The sequence below is a fragment of the Gordonia sp. UBA7599 genome, from assembly GCA_002477755.1.
GTDB lineage: Bacteria > Actinomycetota > Actinomycetes > Mycobacteriales > Mycobacteriaceae > Gordonia.
Map to the genome: position 1 here is coordinate 1 of DLKD01000066.1, position 15,805 is coordinate 15,805.

At 68.1% G+C, this 15,805-nt stretch carries 15 protein-coding genes; 13 read left to right on the forward strand and 2 right to left on the reverse strand.

Annotation, left to right across the window (positions count from 1 at the left end; translation table 11 throughout):
* The 4 genes from tsf to B4L26_RS08570 form a co-directional block, all read left to right on the forward strand.
* The coding region (gene tsf, locus B4L26_RS08555) for a translation elongation factor Ts (protein ID WP_290717991.1) at positions 1–752 on the forward strand (752 nt) is incomplete at its 5' end.
* Positions 753–933: 181 nt separating this feature from the next.
* Positions 934–1,686: a UMP kinase gene (gene pyrH, locus B4L26_RS08560; RefSeq protein WP_290717993.1), complete on the forward strand. Its 753-nt coding sequence runs from the start codon at positions 934–936 to the stop codon at positions 1,684–1,686.
* Between the two features lie 15 nt (positions 1,687–1,701).
* On the forward strand, positions 1,702–2,259 hold the full coding sequence (gene frr, locus B4L26_RS08565; protein ID WP_290717995.1) for a ribosome recycling factor: 558 nt from the start codon (positions 1,702–1,704) through the stop codon (positions 2,257–2,259).
* A gap of 13 nt (positions 2,260–2,272) precedes the next feature.
* Positions 2,273–3,139 (forward strand): phosphatidate cytidylyltransferase, encoded by an 867-nt coding sequence (locus B4L26_RS08570; RefSeq protein WP_290717997.1) that lies wholly within the window; start codon positions 2,273–2,275, stop codon positions 3,137–3,139.
* A 22-nt stretch (positions 3,140–3,161) separates the two neighbouring features.
* Here B4L26_RS08570 and B4L26_RS08575 read toward each other — a convergent pair whose 3' ends face one another.
* The gene (locus B4L26_RS08575) at positions 3,162–4,130 is read right to left on the reverse strand and encodes a quinone oxidoreductase family protein (protein ID WP_290717998.1); all 969 of its coding nucleotides are present in this window, start codon (positions 4,128–4,130) and stop codon (positions 3,162–3,164) included.
* A gap of 120 nt (positions 4,131–4,250) precedes the next feature.
* Between B4L26_RS08575 and rlmN the strand changes: the two genes are divergently transcribed.
* A complete protein-coding gene (gene rlmN / locus B4L26_RS08580) occupies positions 4,251–5,357 on the forward strand; it encodes a 23S rRNA (adenine(2503)-C(2))-methyltransferase RlmN (protein ID WP_290718000.1) in 1,107 nt (368 codons plus the stop codon).
* Positions 5,358–5,360: 3 nt separating this feature from the next.
* Here the strand turns inward: rlmN and B4L26_RS08585 are convergent, their stop codons facing one another.
* Positions 5,361–5,630 carry a DUF2631 domain-containing protein gene (locus tag B4L26_RS08585; RefSeq protein ID WP_290718002.1) on the reverse strand — a complete coding sequence of 90 codons (270 nt, stop codon included), beginning with the start codon at positions 5,628–5,630 and terminating at the stop codon, positions 5,361–5,363.
* 88 nt (positions 5,631–5,718) lie between these two features.
* On the opposite strand from B4L26_RS08585, the gene dxr reads away from it, so the two are divergent.
* From dxr to B4L26_RS08625, 8 genes are all read left to right on the forward strand, one after another.
* Positions 5,719–6,888 carry a 1-deoxy-D-xylulose-5-phosphate reductoisomerase gene (gene dxr, locus B4L26_RS08590; RefSeq protein WP_290718004.1) on the forward strand — a complete coding sequence of 390 codons (1,170 nt, stop codon included), beginning with the start codon at positions 5,719–5,721 and terminating at the stop codon, positions 6,886–6,888.
* Complete coding sequence (locus B4L26_RS08595; RefSeq protein WP_290718006.1) at positions 6,885–8,105, forward strand: M50 family metallopeptidase; 1,221 nt, start codon at positions 6,885–6,887, stop codon at positions 8,103–8,105. The genes dxr and B4L26_RS08595 overlap by 4 nt, the downstream gene beginning before the upstream one ends.
* Positions 8,106–8,112: 7 nt before the next feature.
* Positions 8,113–9,282 (forward strand): flavodoxin-dependent (E)-4-hydroxy-3-methylbut-2-enyl-diphosphate synthase, encoded by a 1,170-nt coding sequence (gene ispG, locus B4L26_RS08600; RefSeq protein WP_290718008.1) that lies wholly within the window; start codon positions 8,113–8,115, stop codon positions 9,280–9,282.
* A 37-nt stretch (positions 9,283–9,319) separates the two neighbouring features.
* Positions 9,320–10,153, forward strand: a complete 834-nt coding sequence (locus B4L26_RS08605; RefSeq protein WP_290718010.1) for a GNAT family N-acetyltransferase — start codon at positions 9,320–9,322, stop codon at positions 10,151–10,153.
* A gap of 115 nt (positions 10,154–10,268) precedes the next feature.
* Positions 10,269–12,098, forward strand: a complete 1,830-nt coding sequence (locus tag B4L26_RS08610) for a penicillin-binding transpeptidase domain-containing protein (RefSeq protein ID WP_290718012.1) — start codon at positions 10,269–10,271, stop codon at positions 12,096–12,098.
* A 41-nt stretch (positions 12,099–12,139) separates the two neighbouring features.
* Entirely contained in the window at positions 12,140–13,012 is an 873-nt protein-coding gene (map, locus tag B4L26_RS08615) for a type I methionyl aminopeptidase (RefSeq protein WP_290718014.1), read from the forward strand.
* A gap of 8 nt (positions 13,013–13,020) precedes the next feature.
* A complete protein-coding gene (locus tag B4L26_RS08620; protein ID WP_290718015.1) occupies positions 13,021–14,532 on the forward strand; it encodes a cobyric acid synthase in 1,512 nt (503 codons plus the stop codon).
* 929 nt (positions 14,533–15,461) lie between these two features.
* The coding region (locus tag B4L26_RS08625) for a hypothetical protein (RefSeq protein ID WP_290718018.1) at positions 15,462–15,805 on the forward strand (344 nt) is incomplete at its 3' end.

Consider the following 15,805-nt stretch of genomic DNA (forward strand, 5'->3'; position numbering starts at 1 on the left):
ACGCCCTGGCCAACAACGACGGCGATTTCGACAAGGCCGTCGAGGAACTGCGCATCAAGGGTGCCAAGGACGTGGGCAAGCGCGCTGAGCGCTCCACTGCCGAGGGTCTCGTCGCCGCGCGCGACGGTGCGATGATCGAGCTCAACAGCGAGACCGACTTCGTCGCCAAGAACGACGAGTTCCAGGCTCTCGCCGACCAGGTCCTCGACGCCGCGCTGGCCGCCAAGACCAGCGACGTCGACGAGCTCAAGGCTGCCGCGCTGGGCGACGGCACCGTCGCCGACGCCATCGCGGCACTCTCGGCCAAGATCGGCGAGAAGCTCGAGCTGCGCCGCGTCGTCTTCTACGACGGCCCGGTGGCGACGTACCTGCACAAGCGTGCATCGGACCTGCCCCCCGGGGTCGGCGTCCTGGTGTCCTACACCGGTGACGGCGAGGCTGCGGCCGAGGCCGCCCGCGGGGCTGCCATGCAGGTCGCCGCGCTCAAGGCCCGCTACGCGAGCCGCGACGAGGTCCCCGCGGACGTCGTCGCCGACGAGCGCCGTATTGCCGAGCAGACCGCTCGCGAGGAGGGCAAGCCCGAGCAGGCGCTGCCCAAGATCGTCGAGGGTCGTCTGACCGGCTACTACAAGGACGTCGTCCTGGTCGACCAGCCGTCGGTCACCGACTCCAAGAAGACCGTCGGAGCGATCCTGTCCGACGCGGGTGTCGAGGTGAAGGCCTTCACCCGCTTCGAGGTGGGCCAGTCCTAACGGGACTGCGCTAACCGCACGACGCGTTCAACGGCAAAGCCCCGCCCCCGTCCGACAGGTCGGGGGCGGGGCTTTGCAGTTCGCACCCTAAGATGAGACGGGTGTGCGCGGTGCCCGCGAGGGCCGCGACGACGGTAGTACAGGCAGCGTGCCCCACTGACGCAGGACGGCGAGGAATCACATGACCGGGTCGGGAGACAACACTGTCGCTGGCGATGAAACCGCACGACACGGCTATCACCGGGTTCTGCTGAAGCTGGGCGGCGAGATGTTCGGCGGCGGAGAGGTCGGCCTCGACCCCGATGTCGTCGCCGCGGTGGCCGACCAGATTGCCGAGGTCGTGGCGACCGGTGCGCAGATCGCCGTCGTCATCGGTGGCGGCAACTTCTTCCGCGGTGCCGAACTGCAGCAGCGCGGCCTCGACCGCTCGCGCTCGGACTACATGGGCATGCTCGGCACGGTGATGAACTGCCTGGCGTTGCAGGACTTCCTGGAGAAGCGCGGCGTGACCACCCGCGTCCAGACGGCGATCACGATGGGCCAGGTGGCCGAGCCGTACCTGCCGCTGCGGGCGGTGCGCCATCTGGAGAAGGGTCGTGTCGTCATCTTCGGCGCCGGCATGGGTATGCCGTACTTCTCGACCGACACCACCGCCGCCCAGCGCGCGTTGGAGATCAAGGCCGAGGTGGTCCTGATGGCCAAGGCGGTCGACGGTGTGTTCACCGCGGATCCGCGGGAAGACCCGGAAGCGACGATGTTCACCGAGATCAGCCACCGCGAGGTACTGGAACAGGGGCTCAAGGTTGCCGATGCCACCGCGTTCAGCCTCTGTATGGACAACAAGATGCCGATGTTGGTGTTCAATTTGTTGACGGAGGGAAACATTGCGCGCGCTATCGCCGGTGAGCGCATCGGCACCCTCGTGACGACCTAGGAGACTGCAGAACCGATGATTGACGAAGCATTGTTCGACGCCGAGGAGAAGATGGAGAAGGCCGTCTCCCGGGCGAAGGACGACATGGGTTCGATCCGTACGGGTCGGGCCAATCCGTCGATGTTCAACCGGGTCGTCATCGACTACTACGGTGCGCCGACGCCGGTCACCCAGGTGGCCAGCATCACTACGCCCGAAGCGCGTTTGGTGGTGATCAAGCCCTACGAGCAGTCCTCGCTCGGCGACATCGAGACGGCCATCCGCAACTCCGACCTCGGCGTCAACCCGACCAACGACGGCAACCTCATCCGCGTGTCGATTCCGCAGCTCACCGAGGACCGTCGCAAAGAACTCGTCAAGCAGGCCAAGGCCAAGGGCGAGGACGCCAAGGTCGCCATCCGCAACGTGCGGCGCAAAGCGGTCGACGAGCTCAAGCGCATCCAGAAAGACGGCGAGGCCGGCGAGGACGAGGTTGTGCGCGCCGAAAAGGAACTCGACAAGACGACCGCCGGCTACGTCGCGCAGGTCGACGAGCTCGTGAAGCACAAGGAAGGCGAACTGCTCGAAGTCTGAGCGGGCCCACACGATGAGCAAACCTCCAGCACATACGGCCGCTGCAGCGGCGCAGGCGCCGAAATCGAAGGCCGGGCGCAACCTTCCCGCGGCGATCGGCGTCGGGCTCGCACTCGGCGGTATGTGTATCGCCGTCCTCATCTTCGCCTCGGAGTGGTGGTACCTGGTCGTCGGCATCGCGATGCTCATTGCGACGTGGGAGGTCGTCAAGCGACTGCAGGAGGGCGGATTCGACGTCCCGGTGATCCCGCTGCTGGCCGGCACCGCCGCAATCATTGCGTCCTCGTGGCAATGGCGCACCACCGGTGTGCTGGTAGCCCTGGCCTCGACGGTCCTGATCGTCATGGTGTGGCGCCTGCTGTCCCAGGGGTTGAATGCGGCGCCGGTCGGCTATCTGCGCGACCTCTCGGCGTCGGTGCTGGTGCTGCTCTGGATCCCGGTGTTGGCGTCATTCGCCACCGACATGGTCCTGCAGGACCACGGTGCTCAGCGCGTGTTCACGCTGATGATCGTCGTCGTCTGCTCCGACGTTGGCGGGTACGCCGCCGGTGTGCTGTTCGGCAAGCATCCGATGGTGCCCGCGATCAGTCCCAAGAAGTCCTGGGAGGGGTTCGCCGGGTCGCTGACCTTCGGCATCGTCGGCGCGATCTGCTGCGTCGTGTTCCTCCTCGACAGCCAGTGGTGGATCGGCGTGATCCTCGGCATCGGCTTGGTCTTCTGCGCCACCCTCGGCGACCTCGTGGAGTCCCAGGTCAAACGCGACCTGGAGATCAAGGACATGGGCACCCTGTTGCCCGGCCACGGCGGCATCATGGACCGCTTGGACTCCCTGCTGCCCTGCGCGTTCGTCGTGTGGGCGGTGCTCTCGGCGCTGCTCTGACTTCGGCGCTGGTAGACCGGGTTCAGCCAGGTACGACGACGGCCCTCTCGGGCCCGCTGTACACCCATGCCTGCTCGACCTGAGACAGCGGGAACGACGTGTAGGGGACTGTCACGGCACCGTCGCCGATCCGGTCGATGAATTCGGCAATCCCCGTGAAGATGGCGGACACGTCGACGCTGCCCAACCCGCTTCCGCTCAGGGTGTAGTGGCGGCTGCGCAACAGTGCTCCGGGAACCGAGGCGTCGGCCCCGGCCATCGTGCCGATCTCGATGTGGGCGACAGCGGTGTCGTCGGAGAGGGATCCCACAGCCGCGAAGGTCTGCTCCGCGACCGGTCCCCACAGGAAGTCGATCACCGTCGTCGGGGCCTGTCCTTCGAGAGCATCACGAATGGCGTCGGCGTCGCCATCGGTTCCGGTGAGCGCGACCGTCCGCAGGGCCGGTCCGTGCGTCCGCGTGAGTTCCTCGAGCACTTCGCTGTTGCGCCCGACGCCGACGACCGTCGTCGCACCCATCGCCAGCGCGTTGTCGACGGCGATCCGCCCGGCCATGCCCGTGACCCCGAGTACCAGCACGGTCGCCAGCCCGCCGGAGTCGGCCAGCGCGTCACGTCGACTGCGTAGCGGCATCCAGGAGGCGAGGCCGGGGTTGCATCCAGCGGCCACCGCCAGCGGGTCGGTCCCTTCTGGGACCGCGATGGCGAAGGCTTCGGAGGTGGGGATGTGTTCGGCCATCGTCCCGTAGGGCACGGCCTGCGTGGCGGTGTAGACGAGGCGTCCGTCGCCGGTGCGCACAACGGCGTCGATGCCCGGGATCAGCGGCCACACCGCCGTGGAGCTGTAGTGCCGGCCCGACGCGCGGCTGCGGACGATGTTGTGGATCCCGGCCGCGACCAAGTCGGCGACGACGAATCCGTCGCCCGGTGTCGGGTCGGGGAAATCGGCGTAAACGGGGGCCAGATCGGGTCCCGTGACGACAACTGCCTTCATTGCTTCCTCCAATGATCTGCCATTTTCGAGCGTACCGACCGGCGCCGCACCGAGCCGCCGTCGTCGATGCGCCGATTCGGGATTCGAGAACGTGGGGCGGTGCATGGGACAATGGCACCCATGACTTCCTTGCCCCTGGTGTTCGACGCACCCAAGCGAGGAAAGCCGCCCACCCACTTCGCCGACCTCTCGCCGGAGGAGGCTGCGGCCGCCGTCGAGAAGCTTGGCCTGCCGAAGTTCCGCGCCAAGCAGCTGGCCAACCAGTATTACGGCCGGTTCAACGCCGACGTCGCGGAGATGACCGATCTTCCGGCGGGCGTGCGCGCCGACGTCGGTGAGCAGCTCTTCCCGTCGCTGATGACGCCGGTGCGCACCATCGACACCGACGACCACACGACGCGCAAGACGCTGTGGCGGCTGCACGACGGCACTCTGTTGGAGAGCGTCCTGATGCGTTATCCGGAGCGCAACACGCTGTGCATCTCGTCGCAGGCTGGTTGCGGAATGGCTTGCCCGTTCTGCGCGACGGGGCAGGGCGGCCTCGACCGCAACCTGTCGACCGCCGAGATCGTCGATCAGGTCCGCTCCGCGGCGCGCACCCTGCGCGACGGTGAGTTCGGCGAACCGGGCCGGCTGTCCAACGTCGTCTTCATGGGCATGGGGGAGCCGCTGGCGAACTACAAGCGGGTCGTCGACGCGGTCCGCAAGATCATCTCGCCCGCCCCGCAGGGTCTCGGAATCTCGGCGCGGTCGGTGACGGTGTCGACGGTAGGCCTGGCACCGGCGATCCGGCGGCTGGCCGACGAGGGCATGTCGGTCACGCTGGCCGTCTCACTGCACACCCCCGACGACGAGCTGCGCGACACCCTGGTCCCGGTGAACAACCGCTGGTCGGTGGCCGAGGTCCTGGAAGCCGCGCGCTATTACGCCGACACCACCGGCCGGCGGGTCTCGATCGAGTACGCCCTCATCCGCGACGTCAACGACCAGCCGTGGCGCGCGGACATGCTCGGCGCCAAGCTGCGGGAGGCACTCGGCTCGCTGGTGCACGTCAACCTGATCCCACTCAACCCGACTCCGGGCTCAGAATGGGACGCCAGCCCCAAACCGGTGGAACGGGAATTCGTCGCGCGCGTGCGCGAACAGGGTGTTTCCTGCACAGTGCGCGACACGCGTGGGCAAGAGATTGCGGCCGCTTGTGGTCAGCTGGCCGCAGAAGACCGCTAGCGGTCAGGCGGCTTCGCTACGCCCGGGCCAGATCGTGTTCTTCAACAGGAGAACAGCGACGATGACGGCGATACCGACGAGGAAGAAGTCCTCGACATGGCCCTCGTGGTTGCCGATCGTCATGCCGAGCAGCGCGATGATGACGAGCACACCGGCGAGCGACGCCGACTTGCGGCCGAAGCCGTGCCAGCCGAACCGTGCCGACGGTGCTGCGACGGGCTCGCGGACCCATCCGGTGTCAACGGTGGGGTGATCAACCTCGGTGCTGGCCACGGGACGGCTCCTTCGACGATGGACGGGCTGCTGGCTGTCATCATAACCGGCGTTCGGTTCGCTGCGGTGGATGGGGGAGAATGTGGATGTGGCCACACGCGTACTGATTCTCGGATCGACCGGGTCGATCGGCACCCAGGCGCTGGAAGTGATCGCCGAGCACCCCGAGCGCTTCCGCGTCGTCGGGCTCGGCGCCGGCGGCGGCAATCCCGACGCCCTCATCGCGCAGGCGAAGGCATTCGGGATCGGGCCGTCGGCGATCGCCGTCGCCGATGAAGCCACCGCCGGGCAGGTTGCCGAGGCCCTCGGTGGTCCCGTCCTGAGCGGTCCTGATGCGATGGTCGACCTCGTGGGCGCCGTGCCCGCCGACATAGTCCTCAACGCGGTGGTCGGGGCGCGCGGCCTGGCGCCCAGTCTGGCGGTCCTCGCCTCGGGTGCCCGGCTGGCGCTGGCCAACAAGGAGTCACTGGTGGCCGGGGGATCGCTGGTCATGGACGCGGCGGCGCCGGGCCAGATCGTGCCGGTGGACTCCGAGCATTCCGCAATTGCCCAGTGCCTGCGCGGCGGCAGTGCCGCCGAGGTCGACCGCCTCGTCCTGACCGCGTCGGGCGGCCCGTTCCGCGGCTGGAGCGCCGAGCAGTTGCGCGACGTCACACCGGAACAGGCGGGCAAGCACCCGACCTGGTCGATGGGGCCGATGATCACCCTGAACTCGGCGACCCTGGTCAACAAGGCGCTCGAGGTGATCGAGGCGCACCTGCTGTTCGATGTGCCCTACGACCGGATCGATGTGACCGTGCACCCGCAGTCGATCGTCCACTCGATGGTCACCTTCGTCGACGGGGCGACCATCGCGAAGGCCTCACCGCCGTCGATGAAGCTGCCGATCGCCCTGGCATTGGGCTGGCCCGACCGTGTGCCCGGGTCGTCGACCGCGTGTGATTTCTCCACCGCCTCGGCCTGGACCTTCGAACCCGTCGACGACGAGGTGTTCCCGGCGATCCGCGTCGCACGGGAGGCCGGCACGGCCGGCGGCAGCCTGACCGCGGTCTACAACGCCGCCAACGAGGTCGCCGCCCAGGCCTTCCTCGACGGTGCACTGCGGTTCGACCGGATCGTCCCGACCATTGCCGAGGTGCTCGCCGCAGCCGACGAGTGGCGCTCACCGCCGGGTAGTGTGGACGAGGTATTCGCCGCTGATCAGTGGGCCCGCACCCGGGCCGCCGCGGTGGTGGGAGCAACGGAGTTGAACCAGTGAGCTTTGCCCTCGGCGTCGCGGGATTCGCGATCGCGTTGGTCTTGTCGGTGGCCTGGCACGAATGCGGCCACATGTGGGCCGCGCAGGCCACCGGGATGAAGGTGCGCCGCTACTTCGTCGGCTTCGGACCCACCCTGTGGTCGACCCGGCGCGGTGAGACCGAATACGGCTTCAAGGCCATCCCCGCCGGCGGGTTCTGCGACATCGCCGGGATGACGCCCTACGAGGACCTGAGCGCCGACGAGGAGTCGCGCGCGATGTACAAGCAGAAGCCGTGGAAGCGCCTCGTCGTCCTTGTCGCAGGTCCGCTGCAGAACTTCATCCTCGGCTTTCTACTGATCATCGTGCTCGCCGTCGGCTGGGGGTTGCCGAACCTGCACCCGGAGCCAACGCCCGCCGTCGTCGCATCGACGTTCTGCGTGGCGCCCCAGCTCAATGAGCAGGGCGAGAACGCCGTTCCCTGCACCGGCCCCGGACCGGCCGCCGCGGCCGGGCTGCGGGCCGGGGACAAGATCGTCTCGGTCAATGGCAAGCCGGTGAGCAAGGCCGCCGAGGTCACCCCGCTGTTGGCCGCAGCAACCGGACCGGTCGCGCTCGGCGTGGACCGCGACGGCAAGCTGCTGAACCTGACCGTCACCCCGACCCCGGTCACCATCACCGGACCCGGGCCCAACGGCACCACGACGACCCAGCAGCGTCAGATGATCGGGTTGAAGTACCCGGGCCCGCCGATGCCGGTCAAGTACAACGTGCTCTCCGCCATCCCCGCGTCGGTCGCGTTCACCGGCGACATGATCTCGGCAACCTGGGACGCACTGGTGTCGCTGCCGACGAAGATCGGCGCCCTGTGGACCGCGGTGACCGGCGGCGAGCGGTCGGCGGACACGCCGATCAGCGTGTGGGGCGCCTCGGTGATCGGCGGCGAGGCGGTCGAGCAGGGCGTCTGGGAGCTGTTCATCGGCCTGCTCATCAGCATCAACTTCTTCCTCGGGCTGTTCAACCTGGTGCCGCTGCTGCCGCTCGACGGTGGGCACATGGCGGTCGTCGCCTACGAGAAGGTTCGTAATGCGCTGCGCCGACGTCGCGGCAAGATCGCGGCCGGGCCGGTCGACTACATGAAGCTGATGCCGCTGACCTACACAGTGGTCGCGGTGATGGGCGCATTCATGGTGCTCACCCTCACCGCCGACATCATCAATCCGATCAAGCTTTTCTGAGGCCCACATGACCAGTGATTCAGCCCCCCTCGCCATCGGGCTCGGCATGCCCGCGGCACCGCCGCCCGTGCTGGCGCCACGCCGCAAGACCCGGCAGATCCGCGTCGGCGATGTCGGCGTCGGCAGCGATAGCCCCATCTCGGTGCAATCGATGACCACGACCAAGACGCACGACATCAACGCGACGCTGCAGCAGATCGCGCAGCTGACCGCTTCCGGGTGCGACATCGTGCGCGTGGCCTGTCCCCGCCAGGAGGACGCCGACGCACTGCCGGAGATCGCCCGCAAGGCCAACATCCCGGTGATCGCCGACATCCATTTCCAGCCGAAGTACATCTTCGCCGCGATCGATGCGGGCTGTGCGGCGGTGCGCGTGAACCCCGGCAACATCAAGGAGTTCGACGGCCGGGTCAAGGAGGTCGCGCAGGCCGCCGGAGCTGCCGGCATCCCGATCCGCATCGGCGTCAACGCCGGTTCGCTGGACAAGCGGATGATGGAGAAGTACGGCAAGGCGACGCCGGAGGCCCTCGTCGAATCGGCGCTGTGGGAGGCGTCGCTGTTCGAGGAGCACGGCTTCGGCGACATCAAGATCTCCGTCAAGCACAACGACCCCGTCATCATGGTCGAGGCCTACCGCCAGCTCGCCGCGCAGTGCGACTACCCGCTGCATTTGGGCGTCACCGAGGCCGGCCCCGCGTTCCAGGGCACCATCAAGTCGGCCGTCGCCTTCGGGGCGCTGCTATCGGAGGGGATCGGCGACACGATCCGCGTGTCCCTGTCGGCGCCGCCGGTCGAGGAGATCAAGGTCGGCGATGCGATCCTGCAGTCGCTCAACCTGCGGCCCCGTCGGCTGGAGATCGTGTCCTGCCCGTCGTGCGGACGCGCCCAGGTCGACGTGTACAAGCTGGCCGAGGAAGTGACCGCCGGGCTCGACGGCATGGAGGTGCCGCTGCGCGTCGCCGTCATGGGCTGTGTCGTCAACGGGCCGGGGGAGGCCCGGGAGGCAGACCTGGGTGTCGCCTCCGGCAACGGCAAAGGCCAGATCTTCGTCAAGGGCGAGGTCATCAAGACAGTGCCGGAGTCGCAGATCGTCGAGACGTTAATCGAGGAAGCCCTGCGAATCGCCGAGGAAACGGGCGACACTGGAACCGGCGCACCCGTCGTCACCGTGAGCTGACGCGGCGCGCCGCCGGACCGCGGGAGGGAGTCCGTTCATGCTGACCAGGCGTCGACAGCCGCTGCAGACCAGCGACGCACTGGCGGTGGCGCGTGCCCTCGCCGCCGACCCTGTCGCCACCTGCATGGTCGCCGCCCGTGTCGAGAGTTACGGCATTGAACCGCGTTGGCTGGGCGGGCAGCTGTGGTCGGCCGACGACCCCGAGTTCTCACTGTGTTTCTCCGGCGCCAACCTGATCCCACTGGTCGGCGCCGACGCCGATCTCGACTACTTTGCGGAGTCCGCGTCGACCCGCCCGCGCGAGTGCTCGTCCATCGTCGGGCCCGCCGAGCTGGCGCTGGGGCTGTGGGAACGGCTCGAGCCGGCTTGGGGCTCGGCCCGCGAGGTGCGCGCCGTGCAACCGCTGATGGCCCTGCGCCGCGCACCGCGGATCGCCGAAGACCCCGAGGTCCGGTTGGTCACCCGCGACGACCTGTCGGCCTACTTCCCCGCGGCGGTGGAGATGTTCACCTCCGAGATCGGCGTCGACCCGTGTGCCTTCGACGGTGGGCGCGCCTACCGGCAGCGCTTGGCCGGGTTGATCGATGCGGGGCGGGTGTTCGCGCGGTTCGATGACGGGCGCGTGGTGTTCAAGGCCGAGATCGGTGCGCTCTCGCACGCGGTCGGCCAAATCCAGGGCGTGTGGGTCGACCCCGAGTACCGCGACTCCGGCCTCGGCAAGGCGGGGACCGCAGCCGTCGCCGCCGCGATTCGTGCACACGGTCGGACGCCTAGCCTCTACGTCAACGATTTCAACGTGTGCGCGCGCCGCGCCTACGAGGCCGTCGGGTTCGAACAGGTCGGCACCTTCGCGACCGTCCTCATCGACTGAGCCCAAATCCGCGCCGAGCGAGCCCGAATCCGCGCCGAGTGAGCCCGAATCCGCGCCGAGTGAGCCCAGCGTGGCGTCACACCAATCACATGCGTCACATCTAGTATCAACCGTGATGAGACCTTCGAAAGCAGTCGCCCGGACCGTCGCGATCACCGTCGCTGCCGTCGTCGGCATGTCGCTGAGCGCTTGCGGGTCCGCCGAGGACAACCCGCGCCGCGTCGTCGACCGTTTCATGCACGCCCTCGCCGCCCGCGACGTGAAGGGTGCCGCCGCCCAGACCGGCAGTCCGGACGTCGCGTCGACGGCGATCGCCGAGATGTGGGCCGGCCTCGACGCCGAGAAACTCGACTATTCGACGGGCAAAGTGCGCCTCTCGGTCGACAACGCCTTGGCCGACGTCACCTACACGTGGCACCTGCCCGGTAAGCGCGAATGGCGCTACACCGCGCAGGTCGCGGCCAGCCGCGGCGACAGCGGCTGGTCGGTGCGGTGGATGCCGACGAACCTGCACCCTGAGCTGGGTGCCGATCAGCGCCTGAAGTTCCGCACACTGGAGGCCCCGCGCGCCGAGGTGAACGAGTCTGACGGTTCGCGCGTCATGGTCAACGGCACGGTCGTCGGGATCAGTTTCGACGCGAAGGCGGCGCTGCGGGCCGGCGTCGAGCCACTGGATTCCCTCACCGGGGCACTCGAGGCGCTCGCGCGCTTCAACCCCAAGGTCAACGTCCAGTCCGTCGTGGAAACAGCGACCGCCACCGGCAAGCCGTACTCGCTGATCCGATTGAGCCACAGTGATTTCGACCAGATCCGCGACCGGTTGGCCATCCCCGGCATCGTCGCCACCGACCAGGCCGAGCTGCTCCCCGTCGAACCCGGTTTTGCGCCGGCCTTGCTGGCGCAGGTGCGCAGGGTCGTCGAAGGCCAGACCGCCGGAACGCCCGGGTGGCGCGTCGACGTCGTGAACCCCAACGGTGTGACCGCCGGCATCCTCGACGACCATGCGCCGAAGCCGTCGCCGGCCGTGACGCTGACCCTCTCGCGCGCGGTCCAGGCTGCAGCACAGCGGGCGGTAAACGGGGCTGGTCGCAAGGCGGCGATGGTCGTCATCCAGCCGTCGACGGGCAACATCCTGGCGATTGCGCAGAATAAGGCCGCCGACGTCGACGGGTTGATCGCCACCAACGGCCTCTACCCGCCGGGATCGACGTTCAAGATGGTGACCGCGTCGGCCGCGGTGCGCGCCAATCTCGCCCATCCGTCGTCGATCGTCCCCTGCCCGGGTGAGATCCAGATCGGATCGCGGCTGATCCCCAACTACGACAAGTTCTCTCTCGGCAGCGTCCCGCTGCTCGGTGCTTTCGCCCAGTCCTGCAACACGACGTTTGCGCACCTTGCCAGCCAGATGGGCCCGTCTGACCTCGCCTATCAGGCCGCGGCGATGGGCCTGGGCGGCGTCTACGACATCCCCGGCCTGGCCAACGTGTCCGGGTCGGTGCCAATCGCGCCCGACATCGTGGCGCGCAGCGAGGACGGGTTCGGCCAGGGCAAGGTACTGGTGTCGCCGTTCGGCCTCGCGATGGTCCCGGCGACCATCGCCCACGGGTCCCCGCCGGTCCCGACCTTCATCCGCGGCCGCACCACCAAGGTCACCGGACCTTGGCCCACCGTCGACCCGAAGATCTACGACCAGGTCAAGCCGATGATGCGCGCGGTCGTCACCGAGGGCACCGGCACCGTCGTGAACGGTCTCGGACCGATTTTCGCCAAGACCGGTGAAGCCGAGTTCGCGGGCGGATCGCACGCGTGGTTCGCCGGATACCGCGGCGACCTGGCCTTTGCGACGCTGATCGTCGGCGGTGGTGACTCGACGCACGCCGTCGGCGTGACCCGCGATTTCTTCAACTCGCTACCGCCGAATTACGGCATGTACAGCCGCCCTTAGTCGGCTGCATCGCCTCGGCCGAGGGCACTACAGTGGTCCCCATGTCTGTTCGCGCTCCCTTGGCCCCCGGCGTCGTCTCACCTCGACGGCCCGTGCCCAGCCACATCGTGCGACCCGAGTACGTCGACAAGAAGACCGCCAAAGAGGGCGCCGAGCCCTGGGTGGCGACGCCCGACATCATCGAGCGGGTGCGCGTCGCCAGCAAGATCGCCGCGAATGCGCTGGCTACCGCCGGTGCCGCCGTCGCCCCCGGCGTGACGACCGACGAGCTCGACGGCATCGTGCACGACTATCTGATCGCCCACGACTCCTATCCGTCGACGTTGGGCTACAAGAGCTTCCCGAAGTCGTGCTGCACGTCGCTCAACGAGGTGATCTGTCACGGCATCCCCGATTCTACGGTGATCGCCGACGGTGACATCGTCAACATCGATGTGACCGCCTTCTTCGACGGCTGCCACGGCGACACCAACGCGACGTTCCTCGCCGGAAATGTCTCCCAGGAGGCCGCCGATCTCGTGGAGCGGACCCGCATCGCCACCGACCGGGCCATCAAAGCGGTGAAGCCCGGGCGCGAGCTCAACGTCGTCGGCCGTGTCATCGAGGCGTACGCGAACCGCTTCGGCTACAACGTAGTCCGCGACTTCACCGGCCACGGGATCGGCGAGACGTTCCACAACGGGCTGGTCGTACTGCACTACGACCAGCCGAACGTGGACACCGTTTTGGAGCCCGGCATGGTGTTCACCATCGAGCCGATGATCAACCTCGGGGGCCTGCCGTACGAGATCTGGGACGATGGGTGGACGGTCGTGACCCGCGACCGGCAGTGGACCGCCCAATTCGAGCACACCCTCGTCGTCACCGACGATGGTGCCGAGGTCCTCACCCTGCCCGATCCCGACATCGTCTGACTGCGCCGATGCGCGGTGCGGTGCTGATCGGCGGTTGCACCAGCGACGCCGGCAAGTCGATGGTCGTCGCGGGCCTGTGCCGCCTGTTGGCGCGAGAGGGTGTCCGCGTGGCGCCGTTCAAGGCGCAGAACATGTCGAACAATTCCGTCGCGACGCTCGACGGTGGGGAGATCGGCCGGGCGCAGGCCGCCCAGGCGCGGGCGGCGGGGTTGGAGCCGTCGGTGCGGTTCAACCCGGTGCTGCTCAAGCCGGGATCGGATCGTCAGTCCCACGTCGTGGTCCGTGGGCAGACCGCTGGAGTGGTCGGGGCGGCCGATTACGCGCAGTGGCGGACACGGCTTCGCGACGTGGTGCTCGACGACCTTGCGGCGCTGCGCGATGAGTTCGATGTCGTCGTCGTCGAGGGCGCCGGCTCGATAGCCGAGATCAACCTGCGCGGTTCCGACATCGCCAACCTCGGGCTCGCCTCGGCGGCCGACCTACCCGTCGTCGTCGTCAGTGACATCGACCGAGGTGGATCCCTGGCCCACCTCTTCGGTACCACCGCGATCCTCGATCCCGACGACCAGCGGCTCGTGCGCGGCTACTTGGTCAACAAGTTCCGCGGTGATCCCGGGCTGTTGACGCCCGGGCTCGACCGGCTCGAGGAGCTGAGCGGCCGGCCCACCCTCGGGGTGCTGCCGTTTGAGCCGCGGCTCTGGCTCGACGGTGAGGACTCGCTCTCGGTCTCGATCGGCGCGCGGGTCGGACCGGCGACTTCACAGGGGGGCAGCCTGCGCGTCGCCGCGATCCGTCTCCCGCGCGTCTCCAACACCACCGACGTGGAAGCGCTGGCCAGCGAGCCCGACGTCGAAGTGACGTGGGTCGATGACGCGGCCAGCGTCGCCGCGGCCGATCTCGTCGTCGTGCCCGGGACGCGGGCCACCGTCGACGACCTCGGTTGGCTGCGCAGGCGGGGTATCGACGTGGCGCTGCGGGATCGGGCTGCGACCGGTGATCCCATCCTGGCCGTGTGCGGTGGATTCCAGATGCTGAGCCGCAGGATCGTCGACGACGTGGAGTCGGGCAGCGGGGTGGTCGAGGGGATCGGCTTGCTGGACCAAACAGTCCGCTTCGATGCGGCCAAGACCGTCCGACGCAGCGCAGGACGGGTCTGGGGCCACGAGGCGACCGGCTACGAGATCCACCACGGCGTCGTCGAGGAGTCGGGGGAGGCGACGTGGCTCGTCACCGACGACGGTGGCGAGGGTGTCGAGCGGGAGAATCTGTGGGGCACCCATTGGCACGGGTTGTTGGAGAACGACGCGGTGCGGCGCGATTTGTTGACGCGGGTCGCCGCGGTTAGGGGAAAGCGGTTCGAGGCGGGGCGCGTGCCTTTTGAGCAGATGCGTGCCGAGCAATTCGATGTGATGGCGGATCTACTCGAAGCGCACATCGGCCGGTCCGCGTTAGTGGCGATTATCGAAGGCAGATCCGACGTCCCGCCGCTGATCACGCACGCTTTGACCGGAGGTCTGTAGAGCCGATTCCGGACAATCCGGACGGGTCTAACGGCCGTTCTCGGATATATATCGCAATACGAAGAATTTGGACAATAGGGATATATGGCGGAATGACTCTATGAGTTTCTTGTGATCGCCATTGTGTGACCTATATTACTGGAATGGCTCGAATTGATAAGCATCGTGTTCAGACGTTGACCGCTGCTGCGGCGATCAGTGTTGCCCTTCTCGGCGGGGGTGGGGGCGCGTCGAACGCCTCGCCCGGTGGTGCTTCTGGCGGTGCTGGTTCCGGTGGTGGCGGGGCCAGTAGTTCGAGTGGCCATGCTGGTGGCAAAGGCAGCTTTGGCCATGGGAAGGGCTTGGGTCACGGCAAGGGTTTTGGCCACGGCAATGGCTCGGGAGCTGGCAATGGTTCCGGTGCTGCGGGCTCGGGTAGCGGCGCGGGTTCTGCCGGCGACAGCGGTAGTGGCCAGAGTGGTGCCGGCCAGAGCGATGCTGGGCAGAGTGGTAGTCAGGGCGACGCCGGCCAGTCCGGTGACGGCACGCAAGGTTCGGGCGGCGGTAGTCGGTGGGGCCAGGCGGGCAAGTCATGGGGCAATGGTCAGGGCACATGGGCCCAGCGCGGTGGCGATGGTTCGAGTCGGGGAGGACACGCACCGACTCCGTCGACGGGTGATGGCGCTGCTGCCGCTCAGGACGGTTCGTCGTCTGCAGGTGGTGAGCAGCACCAGTGGGGTGCGAAGTGGGGGGCGCGGTCGCATCGGGGTGCGGCGACGCCCGGTGGGGCAGCCGGGGCGGATGGTACGGCGGCTACGGGTACCCAGCCAGAATCGCAGGGTGTTGCGCGGCGCGGTGGCGCAGCGTTGTCGGGTCGGAATGCGGCCAAGCGTGCGCGCGGTGCACTGTCGGACACTTTGGGGGCGGCAGCCTCAACGGCTGCTGACGCGGTGACGGCCCAGCGCGCGCAGCGCTCGGCGCAGGTGGCCGCGGCGTTGGCACCGGTCGATCATGCGGTCGCGCCGACGGCGATTGCCGCTGCGGCGGAGACGGCGGGTGCGGCGAAGACTGCCGTGACTAAGGCCAAGTCCGAGGCGACGGGTCTGGGGGTAACGGTGGCGTCGTTGTTGGCCGCCCCGATTCTGGGTGGTGCGGCGACCAGCGGTGCGAACGCGGCGAATCTGGCCGAGTTGTGGGCGGCGGGGCGGGAAACCGGTGCCCGTATCGACACCAGTCGTCCCGATCTGGGTGGCCAGGACGAGGTCGGAATGGAGGGGCGTGTCAGATGGTCTGT